The sequence below is a fragment of the Populibacterium corticicola genome (assembly GCF_042683685.1).
Taxonomy (GTDB): Bacteria; Actinomycetota; Actinomycetes; order Actinomycetales; family Cellulomonadaceae; genus Timonella; species Timonella corticicola.
This window is the reverse complement of sequence record NZ_JBHUOP010000004.1, coordinates 64,907-91,384: the sequence shown is the minus strand read 5'-3', so window position 1 is coordinate 91,384 and position 26,478 is coordinate 64,907. Positions and strand designations below refer to the sequence as shown.

The 26,478-nt window shown below is 59.5% G+C and carries 16 protein-coding genes and 2 tRNA genes; 7 read left to right on the top strand and 11 right to left on the bottom strand.

Annotated features, from left to right (window positions below; genetic code table 11):
- Window positions 1-253: 253 nt before the first annotated feature.
- Window positions 254-2,497 (bottom strand): substrate-binding domain-containing protein, encoded by a 2,244-nt coding sequence (locus ACFSYH_RS09865; RefSeq protein WP_377466793.1) that lies wholly within the window; start codon window positions 2,495-2,497, stop codon window positions 254-256.
- Between the two features lie 86 nt (window positions 2,498-2,583).
- On the opposite strand from ACFSYH_RS09865, the gene ACFSYH_RS09860 reads away from it, so the two are divergent.
- The 4 genes from ACFSYH_RS09860 to ACFSYH_RS09845 all read left to right on the top strand — a co-directional run bounded on the left by ACFSYH_RS09860 (window position 2,584) and on the right by ACFSYH_RS09845 (window position 11,081).
- Window positions 2,584-3,645: a LacI family DNA-binding transcriptional regulator gene (locus tag ACFSYH_RS09860; RefSeq protein WP_377466792.1), complete on the top strand. Its 1,062-nt coding sequence runs from the start codon at window positions 2,584-2,586 to the stop codon at window positions 3,643-3,645.
- A gap of 354 nt (window positions 3,646-3,999) precedes the next feature.
- Window positions 4,000-5,841 (top strand): glycoside hydrolase family 6 protein, encoded by a 1,842-nt coding sequence (locus ACFSYH_RS09855; RefSeq protein ID WP_377466791.1) that lies wholly within the window; start codon window positions 4,000-4,002, stop codon window positions 5,839-5,841.
- A gap of 122 nt (window positions 5,842-5,963) precedes the next feature.
- A complete protein-coding gene (locus ACFSYH_RS09850; RefSeq protein WP_377466790.1) occupies window positions 5,964-7,808 on the top strand; it encodes a cellulase family glycosylhydrolase in 1,845 nt (614 codons plus the stop codon).
- A gap of 534 nt (window positions 7,809-8,342) precedes the next feature.
- Entirely contained in the window at window positions 8,343-11,081 is a 2,739-nt protein-coding gene (locus ACFSYH_RS09845) for a cellulose binding domain-containing protein (protein WP_377466789.1), read from the top strand.
- 362 nt (window positions 11,082-11,443) lie between these two features.
- Here the strand turns inward: ACFSYH_RS09845 and ACFSYH_RS09840 are convergent.
- The 4 genes from ACFSYH_RS09840 to ACFSYH_RS09825 form a co-directional block, all read right to left on the bottom strand.
- Window positions 11,444-11,520 (bottom strand) — tRNA-Met (locus ACFSYH_RS09840).
- 185 nt (window positions 11,521-11,705) lie between these two features.
- Window positions 11,706-12,716: an aldose 1-epimerase gene (locus tag ACFSYH_RS09835; RefSeq protein ID WP_377466788.1), complete on the bottom strand. Its 1,011-nt coding sequence runs from the start codon at window positions 12,714-12,716 to the stop codon at window positions 11,706-11,708.
- A gap of 415 nt (window positions 12,717-13,131) precedes the next feature.
- Window positions 13,132-13,208 (bottom strand) — tRNA-Met (locus ACFSYH_RS09830).
- A 156-nt stretch (window positions 13,209-13,364) separates the two neighbouring features.
- Window positions 13,365-16,421 (bottom strand): UPF0182 family membrane protein, encoded by a 3,057-nt coding sequence (locus tag ACFSYH_RS09825; RefSeq protein ID WP_377466787.1) that lies wholly within the window; start codon window positions 16,419-16,421, stop codon window positions 13,365-13,367.
- A gap of 213 nt (window positions 16,422-16,634) precedes the next feature.
- On the opposite strand from ACFSYH_RS09825, the gene ACFSYH_RS09820 reads away from it, so the two are divergent.
- Entirely contained in the window at window positions 16,635-17,198 is a 564-nt protein-coding gene (locus ACFSYH_RS09820; RefSeq protein WP_377466785.1) for a PPA1309 family protein, read from the top strand.
- A gap of 203 nt (window positions 17,199-17,401) precedes the next feature.
- On the opposite strand, the gene ACFSYH_RS09815 is transcribed toward ACFSYH_RS09820, so the two are convergent.
- Complete coding sequence (locus ACFSYH_RS09815; protein ID WP_377466784.1) at window positions 17,402-18,550, bottom strand: YlbL family protein; 1,149 nt, start codon at window positions 18,548-18,550, stop codon at window positions 17,402-17,404.
- A gap of 265 nt (window positions 18,551-18,815) precedes the next feature.
- Window positions 18,816-19,799 carry a nucleoside-diphosphate sugar epimerase gene (locus ACFSYH_RS09810; RefSeq protein ID WP_377466781.1) on the bottom strand — a complete coding sequence of 328 codons (984 nt, stop codon included), beginning with the start codon at window positions 19,797-19,799 and terminating at the stop codon, window positions 18,816-18,818.
- Between the two features lie 163 nt (window positions 19,800-19,962).
- Here ACFSYH_RS09810 and ACFSYH_RS09805 point away from each other — a divergent pair, with 163 nt between their 5' ends.
- Entirely contained in the window at window positions 19,963-21,432 is a 1,470-nt protein-coding gene (locus ACFSYH_RS09805; RefSeq protein WP_377466779.1) for a zinc-dependent metalloprotease, read from the top strand.
- A 143-nt stretch (window positions 21,433-21,575) separates the two neighbouring features.
- On the opposite strand, the gene ACFSYH_RS09800 is transcribed toward ACFSYH_RS09805, so the two are convergent.
- Window positions 21,576-22,100, bottom strand: a complete 525-nt coding sequence (locus ACFSYH_RS09800; RefSeq protein ID WP_377466777.1) for a M48 family metallopeptidase — start codon at window positions 22,098-22,100, stop codon at window positions 21,576-21,578.
- A gap of 80 nt (window positions 22,101-22,180) precedes the next feature.
- Between ACFSYH_RS09800 and ACFSYH_RS09795 the strand changes: the two genes are divergently transcribed.
- The gene (locus ACFSYH_RS09795) at window positions 22,181-23,233 is read left to right on the top strand and encodes a hypothetical protein (protein ID WP_377466775.1); all 1,053 of its coding nucleotides are present in this window, start codon (window positions 22,181-22,183) and stop codon (window positions 23,231-23,233) included.
- Between the two features lie 140 nt (window positions 23,234-23,373).
- On the opposite strand, the gene ACFSYH_RS09790 is transcribed toward ACFSYH_RS09795, so the two are convergent.
- The 3 genes from ACFSYH_RS09790 to ACFSYH_RS09780 form a co-directional block, all read right to left on the bottom strand.
- The gene (locus ACFSYH_RS09790) at window positions 23,374-23,694 is read right to left on the bottom strand and encodes a WhiB family transcriptional regulator (RefSeq protein ID WP_377466773.1); all 321 of its coding nucleotides are present in this window, start codon (window positions 23,692-23,694) and stop codon (window positions 23,374-23,376) included.
- A gap of 239 nt (window positions 23,695-23,933) precedes the next feature.
- On the bottom strand, window positions 23,934-24,086 hold the full coding sequence (locus tag ACFSYH_RS09785; RefSeq protein WP_377466771.1) for a hypothetical protein: 153 nt from the start codon (window positions 24,084-24,086) through the stop codon (window positions 23,934-23,936).
- 177 nt (window positions 24,087-24,263) lie between these two features.
- Window positions 24,264-26,294, bottom strand: a complete 2,031-nt coding sequence (locus ACFSYH_RS09780) for an ATP-dependent DNA helicase UvrD2 (RefSeq protein WP_377466770.1) — start codon at window positions 26,292-26,294, stop codon at window positions 24,264-24,266.
- Window positions 26,295-26,478 lie beyond the last annotated feature (184 nt).

The window sequence follows — 26,478 nt, the reverse complement described above, 5'->3', positions numbered from 1 at the left end:
TCTCTTCCTCCCCGGCATGCACACACGCGCCTGCGCTCTTACGCACGCTACTCTGACAAGGGTGCGTGGGAGCACACTCTTGTTCCGTGGAAGCGGAGCAAGAGTGTGCAAGCAGGAGAATCGCGCTTGCTCACTATCTGTACAGACGGTCTTCGCCAGGCTGGACGGCGACACGTCCCCCGACATAGACGACAATTGTCGCGGCGCGACTGATTCCGCGCGGCAGTGGGGAGATACCTGTCCCTTTCGGGGCCTAGTTAGCTGGCGACCCGGCATTATCGGCTTCGCGTTCCCCTAGGTCTATGTCTGGGTCGTCATACGGGTTGACCCTGGTCAACGCTCCGATGACCCGAGCAGGAATTCCAGCATCGTTGACCAGGGTTTGTCCACGTACCTCGATACGCACCCAGGATCCATCGCCCGCATTAACGCGCTGGTCAAGATGGAACGGTGCGGGTATTCCAGCAAGTTGCTGAGCGATTGCGGCCTGCATGTCACGGATGTCCTCGGGGTGGACTCGGCGCATCCAGGAGTCGAGGTTGGGTTCGATAGTGGCTGGGTCCAGCTTCAGTGTGCTACACCACTGCGGTGAATAATAGACTCGACCTGTGACCACGTCCCAGTCCCACATCCCCTCATAGGTTGCCGCTGAGGCGAGCGTAAAACGCTCCTCTGAATGGCGCATAGCCTGGGTGAGTTCCTCACGGGTACTGGCAAGCTCAAGTACGCTGAGTTGCTGTCCACGCAGATCATCCAGACGTTTTTCATGATCGAGCGCGACGGCGAGCATTGCTGCCCAATGGTTGAATCTGTCGCGTGCACTCGTGGAGTGGGAGTCCACCATCCCCGCCAGAGCAAGCAATCCCCAGTCACTTCCGGCAAAGGTCACCGGTATCACAAAGACGATGTCATGACGCGGGCCGCACAACGCACGGGAGAGATTCGGCGGAGGGAAGTGCTGTGCTGAGAATCGGGCACCGATGAGTCGGCTTCCGGCGGAACCAACACCTCGTGTACCCACAACCTCGAGTTCCCGCTCAATGGCTCCGTGGTTTCCAGACCACAATGCGAGTGCCGCACCGCCTCTGAAACTGCCGGGAAGCCAACTGAGCGTTCGCGGGTTTGATGCCTCGACACGCATGAGTGCAAGATCAATCTCATATTGATTGGCCAGATTCCGTTCAAGCACTCCAGTACGACCCAGTAGTTCCTTTGTGCAGCCTTTGGCCACCGCGACGCTGATCTTGGTCATGGTCGCGTGTAACGCGCCGCGGTACTTCGTGGAGTCTCGATCATCGAGTTCCTGTTCAATCTCCCGCAGCACGGTCAACAGGCGTTCGATCGCTTCGGGGTGTGGGTGTAATGCGGCGGTCATGTCAGTGATGCGCGCAAGACCTTGTGCACTGGGCACGGCTCCACGTCCGACCGCCTTACGCACGAGTTCAGTGATCATGCCGTGCCATGAGCCTATGTGCAGCGCTGAGGGGTAGTGTGCCGCAGTCCAGGTGGCACCAAAACCGGAAAAGACGGTGTGTGCCGTTTCAAGCAACCGATCAAAGGGGTCCGCAGTGGTACGCTCGCCCACTGCCACCGGGTACCGCGGCGCCGGTGTATCCTCGAAGCAACCGCAACTCTCCCGCGTGACGAGGGTAAACGGTACTGTATGCGCTCCTCTGGTCACGCATTCATTGTCGAGCTGGGACAGCACCAACCCAACCGCCAACTCCCCTACCTTGTCGTGGTGCGGATCGACGCTGGACAGGCGTGGGCGCACTCGACTGCCAGCCTCTGAATGGTCAAACGCGATGATCGCGTGATCTCGTGGGAGCACGAGATCTGCCTCGTGGAGCGCACGCATAAAACCAATCGCGTTGCGATCCGTTGCAGCGAACGTGGCGCTTGATCGCACAGTTCGTTTCAACCATTCACGGCCCGCCTGATAACCAGATTCCTCCTGGTTGTCTGCGGTGAAAAACACGAGGCTCTCCTGGAAATCCATACCGTGTTCCGCAAGAGCGGTTCGATATTCCTCGAATCGCTCACGGACATCAAATTGCGCGATGTTCCCCACGAAACTGATGGCCGTGTGCCCGTGTGCGACCAGATGCTCGATCGCGGCTCGCGCTCCACCTCGATTGTCCGGACTCACGGTGGGCACCTTGTGAGTCGGGTCGACGTTTCCAACGCACACGATTGGTGCCCCGGACTCGCGGAGTTCTTGGAGGGCGGCACCGCCCAAGGCGGTTGTCACAATAATGTGGCCGTCTAGATGGCGGAACGCGGGCACGTCCGTACGCTGCGAGGACTCAGGGAAGCGCCCTCGGTCAAGGTCGGCCTCGAAGGTTTGGACCGCTGTGATCCTGTGTCCATGTCCACGCGCTGCGACTGCAACTCCGGCCAGGAGCTTGCCGAAGTAAAAACCGCCGACCACGGGAGAGAACACGCCCAAGTTGTAGGTCTCGCTGCGAAAAGTGAGCGATTCCTGACTCTCATGCATGCCGTGCCCCCATTTCGGCCCTTTCAATTAGCGAACACCCCTTGGAATGTCCTGCATACACGCTCAACTTCGAGCATGCTTGATACGTGGCGAATAATTTCTCACCCGAGGCTCCACCCGAACTTACGACAAAACCGGCAAAACGTCCAACGATAAGCGACATTGCGCGGGCGGCAGGAGTGTCCATTGCGATCGTGTCCTACGCTCTCAACGGCAAGCCCGGCGTGTCCCCTGCGACTCGCGACCGCGTACTGCGTATTGCCGACGAGTATGGGTGGCGTCCCAGCGCTGCCGCACGATCCCTGCGTACGTCGTCAAAGACGGTAGGGCTTGCGGTCATCGAGGGAGACAGCTCGTCCACGAACTCAAGCCATTTCGTGGAGTTCCTGTCAGGCATCCAGTCGGCGCTGGCAGGTGATGGCCTGAGTCTGATGGTGCATCTGGTCGACTCCGCTGAACAGGCAGCCCAGTCGTTTACCAACTGGTGGGCGGAACGACGCTTCGATGGATTCCTCATCACAGACGCGCGCACCAATGACCCTCGGATCGCAGCGGTCAATCGGTTTCGGATACCTGCGGTTGCGTTGTGCCACCCGGACACCGCACGCGGAAATCCGTGCGTCTGGGTGGATGAGGAAGATGCCTATGGCCAGTGCCTCACCACGTTGATCGAGTTGGGACACACCCACATCGCGATCATCAATGGTACTGAGAGCCTCGACATCGGCAAACGCCGAGCACGTGCCGCACGCATCGAGGCGGCCCGCGCTGGAATCCGATTGACGGTGATGTCAGCAAACTCCGCGGAACTATCCGCAGCCCATTCTCGGCTCCTATTGTCCGCCCCTGATCGCCCCACGGCCATCATCTACGATTCCGATGCCCACGCAGTGACCGCAATCGATGTTGCGCGGAGGCTGCAACTCCGGGTGCCCTGGGACGTCTCACTCATCGGGTTCGGTTCATCGGCCTCAAGCCAGTTATCCATGCCCTCGCTCACATCAGTTTCCTATCCGCACCGCGAGATTGGCGAGTCTGCCGGGCGTGCACTCGTTAAGGCGGTAGCCGGGCAGCCCGTCACGGTCGAACGCATTGATCTTGGTGCCCCAACCGTACGCGGCAGCACGGCCCCCGCTCCCGGACGGTGACCACAGCGCAACCGCAACCCGCGCAGTTCAGCACGGGTGTCGTCGGCAATCACACCCACCGCACACAACCGATGGGCCAAAAAGACCCGAATGTACCCATAAAAACCATGCATCCGGGCCAAAAATAGCCCATCGACTTCCTAGCAGGCCCTCACGATCAATCCACCAACCGTGAACACGCGCACCGGCTCCGAGAACACCGGATCGCGCAAAGGCCGTTCACATCAGATAAAGCACTTAAACGTTTCAGCACTCCGCGTGATGTCGCTCGATGCGATGTACTCGCTGTGTCACAGGTCACTGTGATGCGGGTGGGTACATGCCTTCCCGCACCGACAACATTGGAGGACACACGTGTCGAATCTCCTGACGCGGCTGCGCAAAGGCGCTGCAGCCACAGCAGTGGGTGCGCTCTTCGCGACTCCCCTGGCACTGACAGCCAGTGGAACCGCGGCCAGTGCGGCCGAACCGCACGTAGACAACCCATACGCCGGGGCAACCCAATATGTGAACCTCACCTGGTCACAAAACGTGGAAGACGAGGCCCAGTCGGTTGAGGCAACCGACCCAGGGCTGGCTGAGAAAATGCGCGCCGTCAAGTATCAGCCCACGGGCGTATGGATGGATCGCATCTCGGCAATCGACGGTAATTTCGACGGCCCTGGACTGCAGCATCACCTTGATCAGGCGCTGCTCCAAAAGCAGGACAGCACCCCCATCGTGCTCAACTTGGTCATCTACAATCTCCCGGGACGAGACTGCTACGCTCTCGCTTCGAACGGCGAACTGCCCGCCACCCCTGAGGCTCTCGAACGCTACAAGAATGAGTACATCGACGTCATCGCCGACATCCTCGCCGAACCGCAGTACTCATCAATCCGCATTTCAGCGACAATCGAACCCGACTCGCTGCCCAACCTGACCACCAACATGCACGAGCCCGCCTGCGTGACGTCCGAACCCTATTACCTTGAGGGCGTTACCTACGCGCTCGATGAACTGTCTGCTATCCCGAACGTGTACACCTACGTCGATGCAGCTCACTCGGGTTGGCTCGGTTGGGAGAACAACGCAGGACATGCGGTAGAGACATTCGTCAAGGTTGCGCAACAGACCAAGAAGGGCTTCGCATCAATCGACGGTTTCATCACCAACACGGCCAACACCACCCCACTCGTTGAGCCATTCCTACCCAACGTGAACCAGCAGATCGGCGGCGCTTCGGTACGATCCTCCAGTTTCTACGAGTGGAACCTGTCCTTCGACGAAACCGACTGGACCGCTGACCTCCACCGCAGGCTCGTGGCCGCCGGATTCCCCGCCAGCACGGGCATGCTCATCGATACCTCCCGCAACGGATGGGGCGGACCAGACCGACCGACTGCACCGTCCACCTCGAGTGACCTCAACACATTCGTGAACGAATCGCGCGTGGATCGTCGTGGACACCGTGGAGCCTGGTGCAACGCATCGGGCGCTGGAATCGGAGAGCGTCCCCAGACAACGCCTTCCGGGTTCCCAGCATCGCACCTCGACGCGTTCGTGTGGATCAAACCTCCAGGTGAATCTGACGGCTCGGCAAGCGAGATCCCGAACGACGAGGGCAAGGGCTTCGACCGCATGTGCGACCCTACGTTCCACTCGCCAAAGCTCGACGGCCAACTCACCGGAGCGAAGCCCGGAGCGCCGGTCTCCGGCAAATGGTTCTCGGCCCAGTTCCAAGAACTCGTGGCCAATGCCTACCCGGTTATCACCTCGGCTGACGCACTGCCGTTCCCTGGCGGTGAAGGCCCCGGCGAAACTCCAGACCCAGATCCGACGGATGAACCGGACCCGGACCCCACCGACGAGCCCGATCCGGACCCGACGGACGAACCTGATCCAGACCCCACAGACACGCCTGATCCGGGCGACGCCGTCTGCTCAGCCGCCTACCGGACCACCGGAGACTGGGGTGCAGGGTTCCAAGGCGAGATCGTAGTTACGGCTCACGAGCCCATCACCTCGTGGACGCTCAACTTCGACCTAGGCGGAGCCACCACCACCAACCTCTGGGGTGGACAGCTCTTGGGAAGCGGCCCCTACACGGTGAGCAACGAGTCCTGGAACGGCTACCTCTCGGCTGACGGCACAACGACGATCGGCTTCATTGGAAACGGCGCGGCACCTAGTTCCGTTGCCGTGAGCTGCGACTAAATCGAGTAGTCACACACCAATCGGCGGATGCTCGGGCGACCACCAAAACGGCTGAAATGCCCTGGTTGTCCGGCATCCGCCGCTCGTAGTCCCACACCCTTCTTGAAAGGACCACTGAATCGATGCACACCACCCAAAAATCCTCACCGTTTATGCGCGCGGTGGCGGTGATCTCGACACTCGCGCTTGGCGGCATCGCACTCTTATCTACCGTTGCAGAGGCAACCGCGCCCTCCCACGGAGTGCCCGCGTTCGAGGGTACGACAACAACCTCCACTGACAGTGCGGCCCGTGGGGCCGCACAACTCACAACCCAACCAACCACAAGGACGACAGGAACAGCAAACGCATCCGACTCGTCGGCAGGCAACCTCGTCGGCACGGATTGGCTGCGAGTGGAGGGTAATCAGATCGTTGACCAGGCTGGCAATCCAGTGTGGCTCACCGGAACCAACTGGTTCGGATTCAACACAACCGAACGAGTCTTCCACGGACTGTGGAGCGCGAACATCACGCAGACCACCAAGGCCATGGCCGACCGCGGCATCAACGTGGTACGGGTGCCCGTATCCACTCAGTTGCTGCTCGAATGGCGCGACGGTCAGGCCATCGTGCCGGCCGTCAACACCCATGCAAACCCCGAACTGGCGGGGCTGAACAACCTCCAGGTCTTCGACTACTGGCTCGAACTGTGCGAGCAGTACGGGTTGAAGGTCATCATTGACGTGCACAGTGCTGAAGCCGACAACGCGGGCCACATGCACAATATGTGGTTCAAAGGATCAATCACCACGCAGGATGCGCTCGACGCGTGGGAATGGGTCGCGCACAGGTATCGCGCCAACGATACGATCATTGGCGCAGACCTGAAGAACGAGCCACACGGCACCGCCAACGAGTCACCGCGCGCAAAGTGGGATGACTCCACGGACAGCGATAACTTCAAGCACTATGCCGAGCAGGCCGCTCAGCGCATCCTCGAGCAAAACCCGAACATGCTCATCCTGGTTGAGGGCATCCAGATCTATCCGAAGTCCGGTGTCTCGTGGAGTTCAACGAACCCGCAGGATTACGACAACTACTGGTGGGGTGGGAACCTCAAGGGGGTTGCAGATCATCCGGTCAATCTCGGTGAGCACCAGGGGCAGTTGCTGTACTCACCACACGATTACGGTCCGGCGGTGTCACCGCAACCATGGTTTGAAGGCACCTGGGACAGGGCATCGCTCGAAGCACAGGTGTGGGACCCCTACTGGCTGTATATCCACAAGCAGGGCATCGCTCCCCTGCTTATCGGTGAGTGGGGCGGTTTCATGGATGGCGGGGCAAACCAGAAGTGGATGACTGCTATCCGCGACCTGATAGTTGACCACCGGCTGCACCACACGTTCTGGGTGCTCAACCCCAACTCTGGCGATACCGGAGGGCTGTTGACCGATGATTGGGCCACCTGGGATGAAACTAAATATGCGCTGCTCAAGCCATCCCTGTGGCAGGAGGGCGGCAAGTTCGTCTCGCTTGACCACGAGGTTGCGTTGGGTGGAGCCAATTCCACCACAGGGATCTCCCTCAACGATGCGATCGAGTTGGCAGGTGGCACGCCGCAGCCAACCCCGGACCCTGATCCCGATCCAACTGACGATCCCGATCCAGACCCCACGGACACGCCTGATCCTGGAGGCGTAGTCTGCTCGGCAACCTACCGCACCACCGGTGACTGGGGTTCAGGCTTCCAGGGCGAGATCGTGGTTACCGCCCACGAACCAATCACCTCGTGGACGCTGACGTTGGATCTTGGTGAGGCCACCACGAACAACCTGTGGAGCGGACGACTCTTGGGCAACGGTCCGTACACCGTGGCCAACGAGTCGTGGAACGGCCACCTGTCGGCGGGTGGCAGCGCAACGGTTGGGTTTATCGGGAACGGTTCGCCGCCCACTTCGGTGTCGGTTGGCTGCGCTCGGTAGATCTGCCGTTGACCGGGGACGCTGGGAGGCGAGCTGGGGGCGCCTCCCAGCGTGTTCGTCGCCAAGCACACCGAAGGGCCGAAAAATGTCCGGGTGCACACACAAAAATCACACACCCGGACCTAAAACAACCCACCGAGCAATACAACCACCAAAACCAGGGCGGCGCGGCTCGCCATTGACCACCCCGCCCGGCTGATTCGTCGCCAAGCACACCGAAGGGCCGAAAAATGTCCGGGTGCACACACAAAAATCACGCACCCGGATCTAAAACGGCCCACCGAGCAATACAACCACCAAAACCGGGACCACCAACCCGCCTGTTTTTCTCCCCGCGCATCCACGCCTGTATGCGCGGGGAGAACTGCCCCACTCCAAACTTAATCGTTTAAGGAGGTTCAAAATCATCGAAGCGCTTCGCTAATATTGCGATCGCTACCGCATAATACCCATGTAAAAACGCGGTAATTGAGTGGCGAAACGCTTACCCGCATTCTCGACACTCGAATCCATCGACACAAAGGAGTGCCTCAGATGAGATATACCCGGATCGCCGCCCCCATCGCGGCGAGCGCCCTGTTCCTCAGCGGAATCGGGCTCACCGCACAAGCACAGCCAGCCAACAGTGCACTGCCCGGTACACATATCACCGGAACCTCGCCCTCAGGATACGAGTGGGGCAACGTAGAGATCGTGGGCGGCGGGTTCGTTCCCGGCATCATCTTCAATCCGAGCGAACCAGGCCTGGTATACGCCCGCACCGACATCGGAGGCGCCTACCGCCTCGATGAGGCCAGCGGACGGTGGAAACCGCTCACAGACCACATCGGCTGGACCGACTGGAGCCACTCAGGAATCCTCTCCCTCGCCACCGACCCGGTTGACCCAGACCGCGTATACCTCGCCGCAGGCACCTACACAAACTCGTGGGACACCCAGAACGGCGCAGTTCTGCGTTCCACCGACCGCGGCGAGACCTGGGACAAGACCATGCTGCCATTCAAGGTTGGCGGCAACATGCCCGGACGCGGAATGGGCGAACGGCTCGCAATCGACCCAAACCACAACAACATCCTCTACTTCGGCGCCGAATCCGGAAACGGCCTCTGGCGCTCCACCGACTACGGCCTGACCTGGAGCCAGGTGACCAACTTCCCCAACATCGGCAACTACGTTCAAGACCCCAGCTACGACTACACCGGCGACAACCAGGGCGTTGTCTGGGTCACCTTCGACCCAACCACCGGCTCCAGCAGTCAAAAAACCCAAACCATCTACGTGGGAGTAGCCGACAAGGACAACAACGTCTATCGCACCACCAACGGTGGAGACACCTGGGAACGCGTGCCTGGACAGCCCACCGGCTTCCTCGCGCAAAAGGGCGTGCTCGACCACGAAGGCCAGCAACTCTACATCGCCACCTCAGACACAGGTGGCCCCTATGACGGTAGCCTCGGAGATGTCTGGCGACTCGACACCGCCTCGGGAAACTGGACGCAGATCAGCCCCATCCCATCGAACTCCCCCGACGCCTACTTCGGATATTCAGGGCTCACAATCGACCGCAACAACCCCGACACCATCATGGTCGTCTCCCAAATCTCCTGGTGGCCAGACATCATCATCTACCGCTCCACCGACCGTGGCGAAACCTGGAGTCCCATCTGGGAATGGGAGAACTACCCCGGTAAGAAGAAGCGCTACGAACTGAACTACGCCGAAGCACCATGGCACGACTTCGGCCACACCGTCAGCCCACCAGACGAGAATCCCAAACTCGGATGGATGACCCAATCGTTCGAGATCGACCCACATAACCCAGACCGGTTCTACTATGGAACCGGTGGGGGCATCTACGGCGGAACCAATCTCACCGCGTGGGACAACGACGGCATCGTCACAATCACACCGAAAGCCCAGGGCATCGAGGAGACTGCCATCCAGGATCTCGAAGCCCCACCTGGACCAACTGAACTGCTCTCGGGTATGTACGACATCGGCGGATTCGTACACACCGACATCACCGAGGTCCCCTCCAAGTTCTTCATGAAGCAGCCACACCACGACTCCGTCATCTCACTCGACTTCGCGCAGGACAACCCAAACACCGTCGTACGCACTGGACAGTCCATCTCTGGAGACACCTCATCCTGGGTGGGCATCTCCACCGACGGCGGAAACAACTGGCATGAAGGCAACAGCCCGACAGCCGCAACTGGGCCCGGCTCCATCGCGATCAGCGCCGATGCTTCTGCTGTTGTGTGGGCTCCCGAGGGAACCACCCCGCTCGTATCGACCACACTCGGCTCAACGTGGAATGCAGTCAGTGGCCTCCCCACAGGGGCGAGCGTCGAGGCTGACCGGGTCAACCCCAACAGGTTTTACGCCTTCGCAGACGGCACCTTCTACTACTCGACCAACAAGGGTTCGTCCTTCACCGCCTCGAGCTTTGGCGGCTTCCCCGACGAGGGAAACGTTCGATTCCGAGCCGTACCCGGATACGAGGGCCACGTATGGCTTGCCGGAGGGATCGAGGAAAAAACCTACGGCATGTGGCGTTCCACGGACGGCGGCAGCACCTGGAAGCAGATGGCGAACGTCCAAGAAGGCGACTCCATCGGGTTCGGCAAACCGGCCAGCACTGGTGCCTACCCGGTCATCTACACATCCTCCAAGATCGGCAATGTCCGTGGAATCTTCCGCTCAGATGACCAAGGCGCAACCTGGCACCGACTCAACGACAACCAGAACCAGTGGTTCTGGACCGGAGCTACAATCACCGGAGACCCAGACGTCCACGGCCGCGTATACATCGGCACCAACGGGCGTGGAATCGTTGTCGGCGATGTCTCTCAGTTCACTCCGATTGAGTCCTTCACCGGAGGCATCGTAGGCGGTGGAGAGCCGGATCCTGAGCCAACGGACACACCAGACCCTGATCCGACCGACTCGCCTGATCCCGATCCAACGGATGAACCCGGGCCCGGTGACACCGCATGCACCGCCGTGTACCGAACCGCCGGCGATTGGGGTTCAGGTTTCCAGGGAGAAATCACGGTAACGGCTCACGAATCGATCACCCGTTGGACCTTGAACGTTGATCTCGGCGGTGCAGGCATCGCGAATGCCTGGGGTGGGCAGGTCTCCGGCAACGGACCGTACACAGTGACGAACGAGGCGTGGAACGGTTGGCTCGGTGCAGGTCAATCCACCACCGTCGGCTTCATTGGCACAGGTGGCGCTCCAAGCGGAGCATCTGTTACCTGCCAATAACCGAATCACCTCACGTGCCGCTACGGCGCTATTCCGCCCGGTGGTCTGTCCGCACAGCACAGGCCACCGGGCTTTTATTCTGCCTCGGCTCATGAAAATGGGACCCAACCGACGGGTCCTTCAGTTGACAGGCCACCCAGCCATCTCGTCGCCAAGCCAAACCGATGGGACACAATTCGTCCAGATACACACACAAAAACCAAGTACCCGGATCAAAACCACCCCATCGACATCTTGGCCGCTAACCCAACACCAACCAAGACCATCCCTAGAAACCTCCAGCCACTGTCAGAGCAGCGTCCTACAGCATGCGGATACGACAAAAACGCCGGACATCATAAATGATGTCCGGCGTCTTCAAGTGGTAGCGGGGACAGGATTTGAACCTGCGACCTCTGGGTTATGAGCCCAGCGAGCTACCGAACTGCTCCACCCCGCGTCGACTCATCTAGCATACGCAGGCGGGAGCAGGAAAAACAATTGAATTCCCTGTGACAAGCATCTCCAAAGCCTCTCACCTGCTAAAACAAGTGTGGCTCGGCGGAATCCCGTTCCACCGAGCCATCACGACAATGCTTACATCCAGACGCGCAAACCAGCGTTCACCGCGATCCGTCAGATCAATTACTCTAGAACAGTGCCGCCAAACCTAAAGGTGCGTGTGGCACTCGGTGCAAGGCGAACCTCGGCATCGCGGTCTGGACGATTGAACGCGTCGGTCGTGGATTCGACCGGTTCAATCGCAATGGAACCGCGCGGAACCGGGTACGAACCACCGGTATAGATCAGAACGGTTCCTCGATCCTGCCACATGGCGACACCCGCACCGGTGTCCGGCTCAGTGAGCGTGGTACGGATCAAACCATCGGAGTCAGGAACCAGATCTGCCCACGCGTCATCATAGTCGACGCCAGCTAGTGGCTCATGAATCAGATCGTCTTCGCGGCGTTCGTAAGCTGCCTCACCTGGAAGTGGAACGAGTTTCTCGTCCATGAGGACACGCGTGCGTCCGGGGATCCGCAGGCGGAGATCGTCAAAGGTCTCATGGCCCGGGACCCGGAAATATGGGTGCCAACCGAACCCTGCTGGAGCATCGGTGCCACCAACGTTGGTGTAGGAGAATTCGACGTTGAACTCGGTTGCGGTGAGCACATAACGCACCCGCACATCGAGGTCGAAGGGGTACCACTCGTACTCGCCCTGACGAATCGCATACGCAAAGGTGATAGCAGCGTGGTCTGGGCTATCAAGTTCCGCCGATTCGAGGTCCCAGTCGTTCAAGCGGACAAACCCGTGAATGACCTCGGGGTCGGCATCCCACTGCTTCGGCACATCGTAGGTGACGCCGTCCCACGTGTACCTGTTGTCGTGCAGACGGTTGGCGAACGGAAAGAGCAGTGAGCCGCGCATACCGCCCTGTCCAAGGAAGTCCTCCTCGGACACAAAGCCCGCAAGGAAGTCGCCCAACTCGCCTCTGAATGGCGCCTTCCAGGTAAGCGGCGTCGCGCCCTTGACCGTGACCTCGATACTGGAACCAGATGCTCCATGGGTGAGGATTTTGGTTGGGAGGGTGCCGAGCGTTCCGTCGGTCAGTGTGTTGGGCGCGGTGGTGTCCGCACCGGTTGCGTTGCTCATACTGGTTATGTTCCGTCATCCGTGATGCGCAGGTGCGCTAACTAGTGTTTCCTCTATTGTGCCTTTAAGTTGCGCAAAGTAAGTAAACCAAAGGTCACGGCGAGCCGAGCCCGTCATTTTTGATCTTTGCCACCGGTTCGTTCACGCTTTCGCACTAAAGAACACCTGAGAGGGTGTGGGACGCTGGCAGCGCCCGACTCGTCGCCAAGCCAAACCGATGGGACACAATTCGTCCAGATACACACACAAAAACCAAGTACCCGGATCAAAACCACCCCATCGACATCTTGGCCGCTAACCCAACACCAACCAAGACCATCCCTAGAAACCTCCAGCCACTGTCAGAGCAGCGTCCTACAGCATGCGGATACGACAAAAACGCCGGACATCATAAATGATGTCCGGCGTCTTCAAGTGGTAGCGGGGACAGGATTTGAACCTGCGACCTCTGGGTTATGAGCCCAGCGAGCTACCGAACTGCTCCACCCCGCGTCGACTCTTTAACTATAATACCTTCGCGTGTGAATATCGCCCTGAAATGCGCTTTTGTGACCGGGAGCACCTGTGACGCAAACAACAGGAGTCACAGAGAAAAGAGGGTGCCAGGCCCATCACCCGACCTGACACCCTCGTCTTCCATCGGCTAACTCACAGGCCACCCTGCGCAGCTATAGCATCCTCGATTGCCTTTTGAAGTCGCTCTTGCGCCTCGCCGTAGCGGGCGAAGTCACCGTCCTTCAATGCGGCATCCGAGTCTTCCATCGCCTTCTTCGCAGACTGCAACGCCGTGTCTAGCGGTGACAGGTCTGGATCTGGCGTTGACGTTGGTTCGTCGGAAGGCTCCACGCTAGGTTCCGTGGTCGGCTGCTCTGTTGGTTCAACGCTTGGATCAGTCGATGGCTCTGGAGTCGGGTCCACCGGCGTGACCGGGTCGATCGGATCAACGGGCGTTTCGATCTCGTCTGGCTTGACCTCGGAGTCTCCCGCATCTACTCCTGAACTGCCCTTGAACACGCGGTCGAGTGCTTCGTCGAGGGTGTCGGCGAGCTCAACCTCATTACCGAAGGCGACCAGAACCTTACGCAGCAACGGGAACCTCGTTCCTTGCTGAGCCTCAACGTAGACCGGCTGGACGTAGAGCAGGCCGCCACCGACCGGGAGGGTCAGGAGGTTACCGCGGACAACGGTGGCGTTGTTCTGCAGCAGACCGATCTGGGTTGCGATGGTCGAGTCAGAGTCGAAGTTGTTCTGCACCTGCCCCGGACCGGGGATGATCGATCCTCGTGGAAGTTCGAGGAGTCGCATCTTTCCGTAGTCGGAATCGGGCTTCCCCGCCTCGTTTCCGGCTTCGGCGTTCACGGCGAGGTAACCGGTTAGCACGTTTCGGTCACCAGAACCACCGGCGATGAAGGATGTGGACAGAGAGAACGTTGGCTCTTCCTGACCTGGCATCTGTAGCGTCTGGTAGTACGGTGGCTGATCTGGTGCCCGCTCGGTGCGAACGGCTGGGTCGCTTGGGTTGTTCCAGAAGTCTTGACCGGAGAAGAACTCTTCTGCGGTGTCAACGTGGTACTTGGTGAGCAACGTGCGCTGAACCTTGAACATGTCCTCTGGGTAGCGGATGTGGCTCATCAGGTCACCGGATATCTCGGACAACGGTTGCACTGCGTCTGGGAACACCTGCTGCCAGGCCTTGAGTACCGGGTCTTCCTCATCCCACGCGTACAGGGTCACTGAACCGTCGTAAGCGTCGACGGTCGCCTTGACCGAGTTGCGGATGTAGTTGACCTCTTGTGGCAGGAGCGCCTGAATGACCTCTCCAGAGGCGGTGGTGACGGTTGCGGTTGCCTCGTCCAGTGCCGCCGAGGTTGAGTACGGCAGACTGTTCGACGTGGTGTAGCCGTCGATGATCCACTTGACGCGTCCGTCGACAACCGCTGGGTAGACGCGGTTGTCGAGAGTCAGGAATGGCGCTACCTTCTCCACGCGCTTGGCTGGGTCGCGGTCGTAGATGATCTGGGAGTTCTCGTTGAGGTTGTTCGAGAAGACGATCTCTTCGTCTTGGAACTTGATGGCGTAGAGCAGCTTGTTCCAGAAACCTCCAACGCTTGGGCCGACCTCAACCTCCTGAGTTGGGAAGGTGTAGTTGACCTGGCCGTTTCCACCATCGATCGGGTAGTCGAGTTCGACTGGGCTTGCACCTTCTTCGGCCCCAACGATCGAGTACAGCGGTGCTCGTGGGCTGAAGTAGATACGTGGCTCATAGCCGTCCTCGCTGAGGTTGGTGAGCGCACCCTCGGATGGGATGGAACCCTCGTAGAAGGCTGGTCGTCCATCGGCCCCGATCTGGTTACCGTAGGCGGCAACGACTCCGTATCCGTGGGTGTAGACGGTGTGCTCGTTGACCCAGTTGCGCTGGTCGTTGCTGAGCCCGTCGAGGTCAAGTTCACGCACCGCGATGACAGTGTCCCGGCTTTCACCATCGATGGTGTATCGGTCCACCGACAGGTTCTGGGCGAAGTTGTAGTATCCACGGTTCTGCTGGAGTTGACGGAACGATGGCGATACCACGTTCGGGTCGAGCAGACGGATCGATGCGGTTGCTTCGGCATCTGCGCGCAGCGCGTTTGCCTCTGCCTCAGTTTTGGCCGCGTACGGAACGGTATCGATAGCGTCGAGACCGAATGCATATCGAGTTGCGTCGATGTTGCGCTGGATGTACTCGGCCTCAAGGCGCTGCGCGTTTGGCGTGACTTGGAAGCGCTGCACGAACCACGGGTAGACGTTGCCCACGACGATCGCGGACAGGATCATCAGGGATATTCCAATGGCCGGAAGCTTCCAGTTTCCAATCACCGCGGAAACGATGATCAAGATTGCGACGACAACTGCTACTCCTGCGAGGATCGCCTTCGCGGGGATGACGGCGTTGACGTCCGCGTAGGTTGCACCGTCGAAGCGGTCCCCGTCCTTGAGGAGCAGCGCATAACGATCGAGCCAGTAGTTCACTGCGAGTAACAGCATGCCGATTGCAGCGGTTGTGGACAACTGAACGCGAGCAACCTTGGACACTGAGCCACCGCGTCCGTTTTGTGCGAGGGTGATGCCGCCGTACAGGTAGTGCGTGAAGGCCGCACCGATGAACGCGATGATCAGGACGCCGAGCAGGAAACTCGTAAAGAACTGCAGCACGGGCAGGGTGAACACGTAGAACGAGTAATCCAACCCATGTTCTGGGTCTGTGATTCCAAACTCTTGGGAGTTGAGCGCCAACTGGACGTTCGACCACTGCGCTTGGGCTGCCAGCCCGGCAAAAAAACCAACGAGGACCGGGATGCCGAAGGTCAACACGCGACGAAGCGGCTCAATGGCCTCGCGATACTGATCCAGCGTTGCCTGTTCGGGGGTGGACGGCGCATAGATTGGCCGCCTTGAGTATGCAACCTGGAGGCTCACATATACGACAACGCCCATGATGAGGAAGCCGATAAAGAACAGGATGGCACGCGTGCCCCACTGGGTGAGGAGGACGTCTCTGAAACCTGCCTGGGTAAACCACAGGACTTCGGTCCAAAATTGCGCGGCAAGCAGGACGAGACCGATCACAACCGCGATTGCGATCAGTGTGATCACACCCGGGCTGATTCCGGTCCGTTCGTCGTTGGGCCTTGGCGCTTGTCTGCGCGGTTGCGCTGCAAAAGACACGGCGGAAGATCCTCGCTTTTTATCTGGTGTGGGTGGGTGAGTCGGTTACGCACCGACTCTCGGCTCGCGCGGGGCGGGCCGCTGACAGTGGCCATTACATTCGATGATCACAGGTTGAACGCATTGGCATACCTAAAGGTTCCCACATATCTTTCACATTCGTCGGCCTTTGGCATGCGGTATTTGCCGGTGAAACGTGACATTCTTGTTGTCATGACACGACCTCTCGCTTCCGATTTGGCTCCTCGTCAGCGTGCGCTCGCTGATGCCGTCACCGAAATTGAGCGCCATGTCGCCCGTGGTGGCTGGGATGGTCCAATCCGTGTTTTCGCGTTGATTTCGACTCAGGCTGCACTCGCTGCGGACCCAGAGTTGGCGGAGCAATTGCCAGCGGCGACCATCGCGGCGGCGCAGGCCGATCCGGAGCATCTGACATCGGTCGAGCAGGAGGATCTACCGCAGTCTGATTCACTTGAGACGCTTCTGGCTCAACTTGCGTGGCCATCGGCGGTGACGGGATGCGCGGTGGTGACTGAGCGCGTGATCTTGCCGCCTTCGGCCGAGGCTGATTTACCCGAGGACCCTGTGGCCGCATTGCGGTACGTCATGTCTCACACGGATCGTGAGGACGTGCGAATGGCGGTCGGCACGATGCGCAGCGGCGAGTCGTGGTGTGCGGTGCGCACACGCGGTAATGATGCCGATTTGGATGTGGCACATGGCGCGGATCTGGTACCCGGTTTGATTCGCGCGGTGCGCGCGACGCTCGAACCGTAGCAGGGGTCCATTCACCGGTTTGCGCCGGATGATCTCCGATTGACGACGAGTCCTGCGCTGGCAGCCTCGCCTCTTTTTCTGCGACGTGGTCGAGCTCGTGACTGCGTCACGGTGAAAGGGGGGCGCTGCTCGCAGCGTCAGGCGCATGCACATTGACGACGATCCGATATGTGCGACATCTCCTCAGCTCCCAGCGTGGTTGGCTACTGCCGGGTTGCCCCAGCGGTGCATGTTGGAAGGTCCTCGTCATCGCCCACGCCGATCTTTTGAACCGCGTCCCACGCCTCGTCGAGCGTGGCGACAGCAACCACCCGCAGTCCGTCTGGTACATGCCCGATTACTTCGTCGCAGTTGTCGATTGGAGCAAGGAAGTGGGTTGCTCCGTCACGAACAGCGCCGTAGAGCTTCTGCTGGATTCCACCGATTGACCCAACGTCACCGGACGTGTCCATTGTTCCAGTGCCTGCGATGATCTGGCCGTTGGTTTGGTCTCCCTCGGTGAGACGTTCGATCATACCGAGCGCAAACATCATTCCGGCGCTCGGACCGCCAATCCGGTCGATCGTGATGTCCACCGAAACGGGGAAGTCGAAGTCAAGGTTGAGCGCGATGCCGAGACGTGAACCGGTTCCGTCCTCGTTGGCGGACGAGGCGGCCGAGATCTCGTGGATCTCTGGGTTTTCGCTGTCAACCTGGTCAGCCTCGATGTATCCGAGCGTGACATCGCTTCCGGCGGGAATCGTGTCCAGCAGGCTGATCAGATCTTCATACGAGGTGATAGTGCTTCCGTTGAGGGTGGATAGAACATCCCCCTCCTCAAGTTGCCCTTCGAAGGGTGAGCCCTCCAGCGTCATGGATACGTTTAGTTGGGTCTTGACGTCGTATCCAAGCAATTTCAGGGCCGAATACGTGGCTTGCTCCTGCGAGGTCGCCATCTCCGCCTGGTTCATCTGCTCGATTTGTTCCTGGGTGACGTTCTCAGGGTAGACGGCTTCGCGTGGCTGCACAGCCGAGTCTTTTGCGAACCAGCCGCGCAGAACCTGGCCGAAGTTCACCGGATATCCAGGACCACCCGAGACACCGACTGTGGTGAGACGCAGCTGTCCCGTTGCCTCATAGGTCTGCGAATCATTCACGGTGATGAGGTCCTGTGCATTGGCGGAGCCAAGAGTATCGTGCGTCGGCCCTGGGCTCTTGATGACATACGGGGCTGGAACAATCATCAGTCCCGCAAGAACTAAGAAGACCACGATCGAGGAGATACCCAGCGTGCGGGATCGGTTGCTTGAGCGTTCACGAACCTGCGTAGGCTGTGCACCTGCGAATGGGTTGTGATCTTGAGGAGCATTCACGGATTCAATACTGGCCTAAAAACCTGTGAAAGACCTGAAGCATCACCGATGAATCACTATGGACATTTCACGACACCCCAACCGGTAGGTCAGGCTGATAGAGCATATGCCAGTGGGCTGTTTTTGGTCCGGGTGCATGGTTCTTTTCAGCACACCCGGACGTTTTTCTACCCATCGGTTTTACTTAGCGACGAATCAGTTAAGTGGGGACAAGGCGGTTAAGCCTCAGCATGTCCGCTGAGTTTTTTGGGGGTACTGTCCAGTTCTAGCTTCGTCCCCGAGCCTGGCGCCAAATCGCGGCTGTTGACAGGAGCGCAACCGCCGCACCGGCGGCACCGAGTGCCGCGGCATCACGGTGCCCCACTCGCCTACCCGCAACTCCGATACGCCCCCGAACCTGTTCGGCGATCTCCTGCGCACACTGTTCGGAGGAGACCTGCGAGCGCCACCCATGCTCTACGAGTTTGATCGGGTTAACCGACCATGGGTAGACGGCCATCTCGAGATCGCGTGCGGGCGCGGGGAGAACACCAAACCGGTGCAGGCGGTGGGCCGTCGAGAATGCCATGTCTTTGGTGACTTCGATGCCCCGCATCCCTGTGACCGCGAGCAGTTCTTGCATGCACAATTGATCGGGGATGAGGGTTCCGTGCTCGTCCTGTCTGACCGCACCGACCACGACGCTGCCATAGATTCGCTCACGGATAACAACCTCTATAGCGCTGGCCACATCCTTCACATGCGCAAACTGCCAGGGTTTGTGTTCACCACGGATCGATAGCACTCGTGGTGCTTCAAAGTGGCGGGTCACGAGAGTGTCGATGTCCGGTCCCACGACTGCGGTTGGGCGCACGACCGTCACATGCGGTGCTTTGTCCTGCGGGAGTGCTGTGATCGCGGTGTGAAAAGCCTCTTCAAACGCAACCACATCCCCGACGTACCCTTCACGCTGGGGCTCGAGCGGATCGTCGTCAAGGATGACGGATCGGCCAGGCCTTGTACCGGTGACCATGGCAGTGGAGACCACCACGAGGTGTGGTACCTGCGAGATCATCGCATCGACAACGATGTTCTCTGCCCGCGCTGCGAAATGGGTTCGGCGTGAGGATTCGTTGCGACCGACCACCGCGGCGAAATCGCAGTGGTGCGCCGCAACGATGACTGCCTTCGCGTTGGCAAACCGGTTTGGTGACTTTGATCGATCCGAAACCCTGCGCGCGCCCAGCAGTTCTCGCACGTTGCGTTCCATTGGAGAATCCCCCACCACCGCAATGATCGGGGTATCTCGTGGACCAGACGTGCGCTTTGAGTGAACTGACGCCGGTGACACCGTGTTTGGCCCCCAAAGGTTGGATATTGTCGTTACGGTTGAGGATAAGCCTTTTCCGCACTTGCTTCCTGTAGGAGACTCTATGAGCAACAATCCTCCAAGTGAATCTGGCACGCCGTCGGATCCAAACCCTTCACAGTGGGAAGAAATCATGCGGTCCCTGTTTGGTGACCAGGCGGACGAGGCAATCGCACAGATGCGGGAACGCGGCATTGACCCGACACAGTTCGCCGGCGGCGGTTTCCCTGCTGATCCGGCTGCGCTCGAACCGCTACTTAACCAGGTGCGTTCGATGTTCGAGAACACCGGAGATGCAGCGGTCAACCCCAACATTGCACACGATGTCGCCCGCCAGGCGGCCGCGCAGGGCGGTGATCCGGTTGTTACCGCGGCTCAGGAACGACAGGTTCGTCAGGCACTGTCGGTGGCGGAACTCTGGCTTGATGCGGCAACCGACTTCGCGCCCAGCACCGGGACCGCGCGGGCGTTGAGCCGCGCACAGTGGGTTGAGTTGACTCTGCCAGCCTGGCAGGAGTTGGCCAGCCCCGTGGCTGACTCTGTCTCCAAGGCGCTTGCCCAAGTCCTCAAGGATTCTCTTCCTGAGGGATTTGGCGATAACGCGGACGACAAGATCGGTTTCGAGATAAGCGGTATCCCTGGCCTGCCCGCGCAGCTTTCCGGACTGTTCGGCGCCGATCAGTTCAATCCCGACTCCCTCATGCACAAGATCGGTTCTGCGGTCTTCGGGATGCAGATCGGAACTGCGGCGGGCACGCTCTCCCGTGCAGTCTTTGGCTCCACCGATATCGGCCTGCCACTCGAAAAGGAGGTGGGCACAGCCCTCGTGCCCGCGAATGTCGAGGCGTTCGCGGAAGGACTCGACGTTTCCCTCGATGACGTACGCCAGTTCCTTGCGCTTCGTGAGGCCGCGCATGCTCGACTGTTCGCCAACGTGCCGTGGCTGCGCGCGCACCTCTACGGCCTCGTTGAGAGTTACGCCCGCGGCATCACGATCGACATGAGTGCACTCGAAAGCTCAATGCGTGACATCGACCCCTCCAACACCGAGGCCCTGCAGGGAGCACTGTCCTCTGGGGTCTTCGCTATTGAGTCCACACCCGAGCAAAAGCACGCGCTCACGAGGCTGGAAACTGCCCTGGCACTCATCGAAGGCTGGGTTGAAGAGGCCGTCGCAAAGTCCGCGCTCGCCTATCTCCCCGCAGCGATCCCGCTACGGGAGATGATGCGCCGCCGTCGCGCCGCTGGCGGTCCGGCGGAGGATACCTTCGCGTCCCTCGTGGGACTCGAACTACGTCCCCGTCGTTCGCGTGACGCAGCGAGCCTGTGGGCGAAGATCGAAGCGGAACGCGGCCAGGCCGGACGCGATGCGGTGTGGTCCCATCCAGACCTTCTCCCCACCGAGATCGACCTTGACGATCCGTCAGGATACTTCACTCGTCAGTCCCAGCAGGACAGCGACCAGTCCGACATCGACGCGGTTCTCGCCTCAATCTTTGAGGAGGCCGAGGGCGAGTCCGACAAAGACGACTAGTCTCGTCGGTTTAACCACCTGTCGACGACTCCCCCGTTTCGTAGAGACACGTGCGCCCGCATCGTCGGATGCGGGCGCACGTCGCGTTCACGTTGAAAGGTCCGTGGCGGCTGCCGTCCGCTGGGAGGCACGGCGAGACAGGATTATGCCGGGTTCTCGTCGGCAAATGTGATGCCCTCGAGGAACCCGCGAGCGCGATCGGTCTTGTCGTACGCGGACAACAGATCCCAGAACTCCTGACCATGTCCCTGCACCAAAATGTGCGCCAACTCGTGCAACAACACGTAATCCGTGACCCATTCGGGTAAACCCAAGAGTCTGCTCGACAACCGGATCGCGCGGTCAGGCATTGTGCACGACCCCCAGCGCCGCTCCTGGTTGTCGGACCAACGCACATCCATCGGGACAGCGTGTCCGCCAAGGTAGCGGGTGTTCAGTTCGAGGGCACGCGCCATCAACTCGTCGTCCGTTGGGCGACGCCGGGCCTCCTTCTGCTCAAGCTTCTCGAGCATGATCGCAACCCATTCGCGTTCTTCTTCTTCGCTGAACCCGTCAGGTATCGACACAACCGTCGACTCCCCGTCGCGATACGCATTGACGGTGGCAGTTCGACGCCGAGATCGGCGCACCTCAACGTTCGACAGATCTCTGTGAACGGAGGCAGGCATACTCCACCATAACCCATTGTGCGTAGCCCAATGTGACGCAGAAAACACGCCCCACACGGTAGAACCACAAGATCTACCCTGTGGAAAACCCATCATGTCGGCAAGGCGATGGAATCGTGGACGCCATGCACCTAACTCCCGGCATCAGATTCGATTGGCACGACAACCACACACTCACCATGCATCTCAGCGGAAAACCCTCACTGCGGTTTGAACAGCTCACACCTGAGGAACACGACTGGCTGCGCGCTCTGAGCGGTCCCGCAAGAACTGATTCACACACCCCGCAGCCGCACACCGAGGGCATCAATTACCTGCGCAAACAATTGATCTCCAAAGGATTCGCACACTCCCAGAAGCCTCGGGAGTCACTCGACATCGAGCCACATCAGATGCACTCCGAGGCTTTGGACATTCAATCACGCGGACTCGACGTACGTCAGACCCTAAGACGGCGTGAAAGGGCCACCGTGCTCATCCACGGCATCAATCGCATCTCCCTCGAAGTCATGAAAAGACTGGCACAGTCCGGCATCACCCGATTCATCATTGAACCTGGGCCCGTGCCACTCCCCATCGAATGGCTGACCGATCTCCATCACGACCTGACCGTTGCTGGCGTCACTGAGTTGGCTCCTCAAGAACCCGAATACCTACGCACCGCGATAACCCGGTACCTGACAGCGGCCAACGCCAATGCAGAAATCCTGCCAGACACCAACAAACCCACCGTCGCTTTCGTGTCCCATCCGGTGTACTGCTCTACATCGAGCCAGACGCTCTCCCTTGTCCGCGCACACCTCATGGGTAGCGGTCTGCCGCACCTTCTCGCACATTTCGATGGACGTAGTGTGCAGGTCGGCCCGTTTGTCATCCCCGACCTTACGAGCCCTGACCATTGCGGCGCCCACCTCCGCGAGGCACCAGCCCAGCCAGGTGCCTGTACCGCCGTGATCGCGCAACTCAGCGCCTCTGTAGCAGCCGGGCAACTCATCCGATTCGTGGAGGGCTATATACCAGCGACTGCGCACGGACGGATCGAATTCGATATCCATTCGCTGATACCACGCCACGCTCCACTGCACCAACACAACGATTGCCTGTGTCCAGTTCAGGCTCTGATCGACGCCTAGGAAAACTGCCTATACATGCGGCACGGCGCCGGCTTTGACGGCCGGCGCCGTGAGCTTGCGTCCTATGAAGTTATCTGACTGAGGATCTGATCCTCGCATAGAGCCCGCTTCATCTCGCGGGCGAAAGAGCGTCGATCGCATTAGGCAACCTCGCTCTTACGAGGTCGTCCACGTCCTCGCTTCTGGGCAACGACCTTGCCGTCCACGAGGATCTCTCCGCCCCAGACGCCCCAAGGCTCTTCGCGTTCAAGAGCATCCTGTAGGCAGGAAACCGCGATCGGACACTGCTGACACAGTGCTTTGGCGGCTGCCATCTGAGGTGCTTGCTCTGCGAACCACAGTTCAGGGTCTGCGTTGCGGCACGGGATCATGCTTGCAACGAGTGACTTGAATTCGCTTCCCTCAACCGGAGTAAGAGGGCGGGCTTGCGGCTTGTCGAGGGTGTGACGAGGAGCCGTCACACTAGCTTTTAAGGACTCGAGTGTCGCAACAGTGCGCATATGTTTTCCCACTTGTCGTGTATTTTGTTTTGTTGGTGTGCGTGGGATGCGCGGAGACTATGACACCTCTTGTGAAGGTGTGCTTAAGTATTGAGGTTTATCGTGTAAACAAAAAACCGCGGATCCCGTAAGGATTCGCGGTTGTTCACCAATTCACACCGGCGAGGTAAATACCTCAAGCCGAATAGCACCTAACGGTGCTACATGTGCTGTGAATCTGTACGACGCACGAATCCCAAAGATTCATATCCTCGATTTTCGAGGAATCCGAATGGGGCAAGGAGTGACTGCGATTGCATGCGAATGCCATCTGGACGCGGCATTGCATTGGTTGCCAAGTTGTTGGTCTTCATCTTCACTCCACCTCCATTCGGTAATTGGGATCCGTTGCAGAGTTATGCGATCCGCTCTTCATCACCCTCTGTCACCGGGCTCTCAGCGGAACGACTGCCTGCGCAGGTTCATGTCTGTTCTCGTACGATGTACACGTTACGGGGCGCACGGTTCGCAGCGCAACTTATTTTCCAACTTTATTGGAAATTTTTTTCCATATGACCTCTGACCAGTTCTAATATCTCTTCTCCCCAACGACTCGCACGATCCTGTCCGACGCTCTTGACGGTCAGAAGTTGCTCGATCGAGGCTGGCCGTAGAGTTGCCACCCGTTGCAAAATCGCGTTGGGCATAACCGAGGATTTTGTGACCTCAGCGATTCGGGCCTGCTCATCACGCCATCGAACAAGCTCTGCGTACAATTTCTCATCAAGATCACCTGGCATGGGAATATCCCGTCCGAGGAACCGCGATTTTCCACCGTGCTGAGTGTGTGGTGCAGAGGTGTTTGGCCAGATTCCCTTCAAGAACCGCGACATCGAACGTGGGGAGCGTGCACTGCCGTTTCGAGACTGCGAATACGACAGTTCCAACTCCAGTTTCGCGCGAGTAATACCCACGTAGAGTAGACGCCGTTCCTCAGCGACCGCTTCCTCTGTTTCAGCGAGGGAAATCGGCATCAGCCCCTCACTCAGTCCGGCGAGGAACACGACATCCCATTCCAAGCCCTTGGCGGCATGGAGCGAGGCGAGTGTGACGCCGTCAACCGCAGGAGCATGCTGGTTGCGCGCCCGATCATCGAGGTCCGCGATGAAATCTGACAGCGTGGAGTTGAACTTCTGTTCGAGTTCAATCGCCATGTTGAGCAGGGCGTTCAAGGCATCCCATCGTTCCCTCGCCGCGCCGCGCCCAGACGGGGCGGTACTCGACCACCCCAGCGATGACAACACCCCGGAAACGTGCTGAGACAGCGGAACCTCAGGGTCAGCGCCACGCGCAGCACCACGCAGCAAAATCATTGTGTCGCGCACATCCTTGCGGGCGAAGAACCGATCTCCCCCACGTACGAGGTAACTGACACCGGCGTCAGACAGCGCATTCTCGAACGCCTCGGACTGGGCATTCGTCCGGTACAGGATGGCAATGTCTCCAGCCTTCGTGCCCCCTGCGAGTTTGCGCTTGATCCTGGCGGCAATCGAGGCTGCCTCCGCGGCATCGTCGGAGTACTGCGCGAAGGTCACCTGCTTACCCGATTCACGCTGCGATACCAGTTCAAGGACGGGGAAAGACGCCTTCTTTGGTGCGCTCACAAGCAACCCGTTGGCGAGGGCAACAATCTGCGGGGTGGAGCGGTAGTCGCGCACCAACCGGATAACCTGCGCCTCACGGTGTTTCTTGGCAAAGGACAGCAGATGGTAGGGCGTTGCACCGGTAAACGAGTAGATGGTCTGGCTGGGATCGCCCACCACGCACAGTTCCCTACGCTCTCCGAGCCACTGTTCCAACACAAACTGCTGCAATGGAGAAACGTCCTGGTACTCGTCAACCACAAAACGGCGGTACTGATCGCGCACCTCGCGGGCAACCTGTGGATGCTCTTGGAATATCCCACCCAAAAGCAGCAGCACATCCTCGAAGTCAATGACCGAGCGCATTTCCTTGACCTCTTCGTACGAGGTCAGCAACCGTGCAACCGAACGATGATCGAATCCCACGGGAGCAGGGCGATCGATCGCGAGCGCAGCCTGCTCATACTGTTCTGGGGTGATCATAGAGACCTTTGCCCATTCCACCTCAGTCGCGAGGTCACGCACAGCAACCCGATCAACCTCTAGCCCAAGACGACGGGCCGCCTCAGCGACCGCTTGGGACTTGTGCTCCATGATGCGCGGCGGTGCTCCCCCGATCACCTTCGGCCAGAAGTAACTGAGTTGCTTCAATGCAGCCGCGTGAAAGGTGCGGGCTTGAACTCCGACGACACCGAGTTCCCGCAACCGGGTGCGCATCTCACCCGCAGCCCGTGCCGTGAATGTCACCGCGAGAACAGAGGTGGGCACATAGACGCCGGTACGTACGCCGTAGGCGATCCGGTGTGTGATGGCCCGAGTCTTGCCTGTTCCGGCTCCAGCAAGGACGCACACAGGCCCGGTGAGCGCCTGAGCGACCTCACGCTGTTCGGGGTCCAGGGCCTCGAGGATCTGATCGGGGGAAAGCATTGAATTCGACATCACCGTCAATTGTCCCAGCACCCACTGACTTCCGGGGACCAAAATGGCGATGCGAGGTGTGGCGCCCGTATCGAGGTTCGTCTTCTATCCCCTAGGTCCAACCAAAGCGGGCGGAGTGCGTAGGGTTTTGGCGAACCTTTACTATGTTCCGGCAATCGCCAATGTATGTGCCCCATCCCTATCG

Coding starts and splice junctions, on each gene's coding strand:
- ACFSYH_RS09865 (WP_377466793.1), bottom strand. CDS start 2,497: ATGCATGAGAGTCAGGAATCGCTCACTTTTCGCAGCGAGACCTACAAC.
- ACFSYH_RS09850 (WP_377466790.1), top strand. CDS start 5,964: ATGCACACCACCCAAAAATCCTCACCGTTTATGCGCGCGGTGGCGGTG.
- ACFSYH_RS09845 (WP_377466789.1), top strand. CDS start 8,343: ATGAGATATACCCGGATCGCCGCCCCCATCGCGGCGAGCGCCCTGTTC.
- ACFSYH_RS09835 (WP_377466788.1), bottom strand. CDS start 12,716: ATGAGCAACGCAACCGGTGCGGACACCACCGCGCCCAACACACTGACC.
- ACFSYH_RS09820 (WP_377466785.1), top strand. CDS start 16,635: ATGACACGACCTCTCGCTTCCGATTTGGCTCCTCGTCAGCGTGCGCTC.
- ACFSYH_RS09810 (WP_377466781.1), bottom strand. CDS start 19,799: ATGGAACGCAACGTGCGAGAACTGCTGGGCGCGCGCAGGGTTTCGGAT.
- ACFSYH_RS09805 (WP_377466779.1), top strand. CDS start 19,963: ATGAGCAACAATCCTCCAAGTGAATCTGGCACGCCGTCGGATCCAAAC.
- ACFSYH_RS09800 (WP_377466777.1), bottom strand. CDS start 22,100: ATGCCTGCCTCCGTTCACAGAGATCTGTCGAACGTTGAGGTGCGCCGA.
- ACFSYH_RS09785 (WP_377466771.1), bottom strand. CDS start 24,086: ATGAAGACCAACAACTTGGCAACCAATGCAATGCCGCGTCCAGATGGC.
- ACFSYH_RS09780 (WP_377466770.1), bottom strand. CDS start 26,294: ATGTCGAATTCAATGCTTTCCCCCGATCAGATCCTCGAGGCCCTGGAC.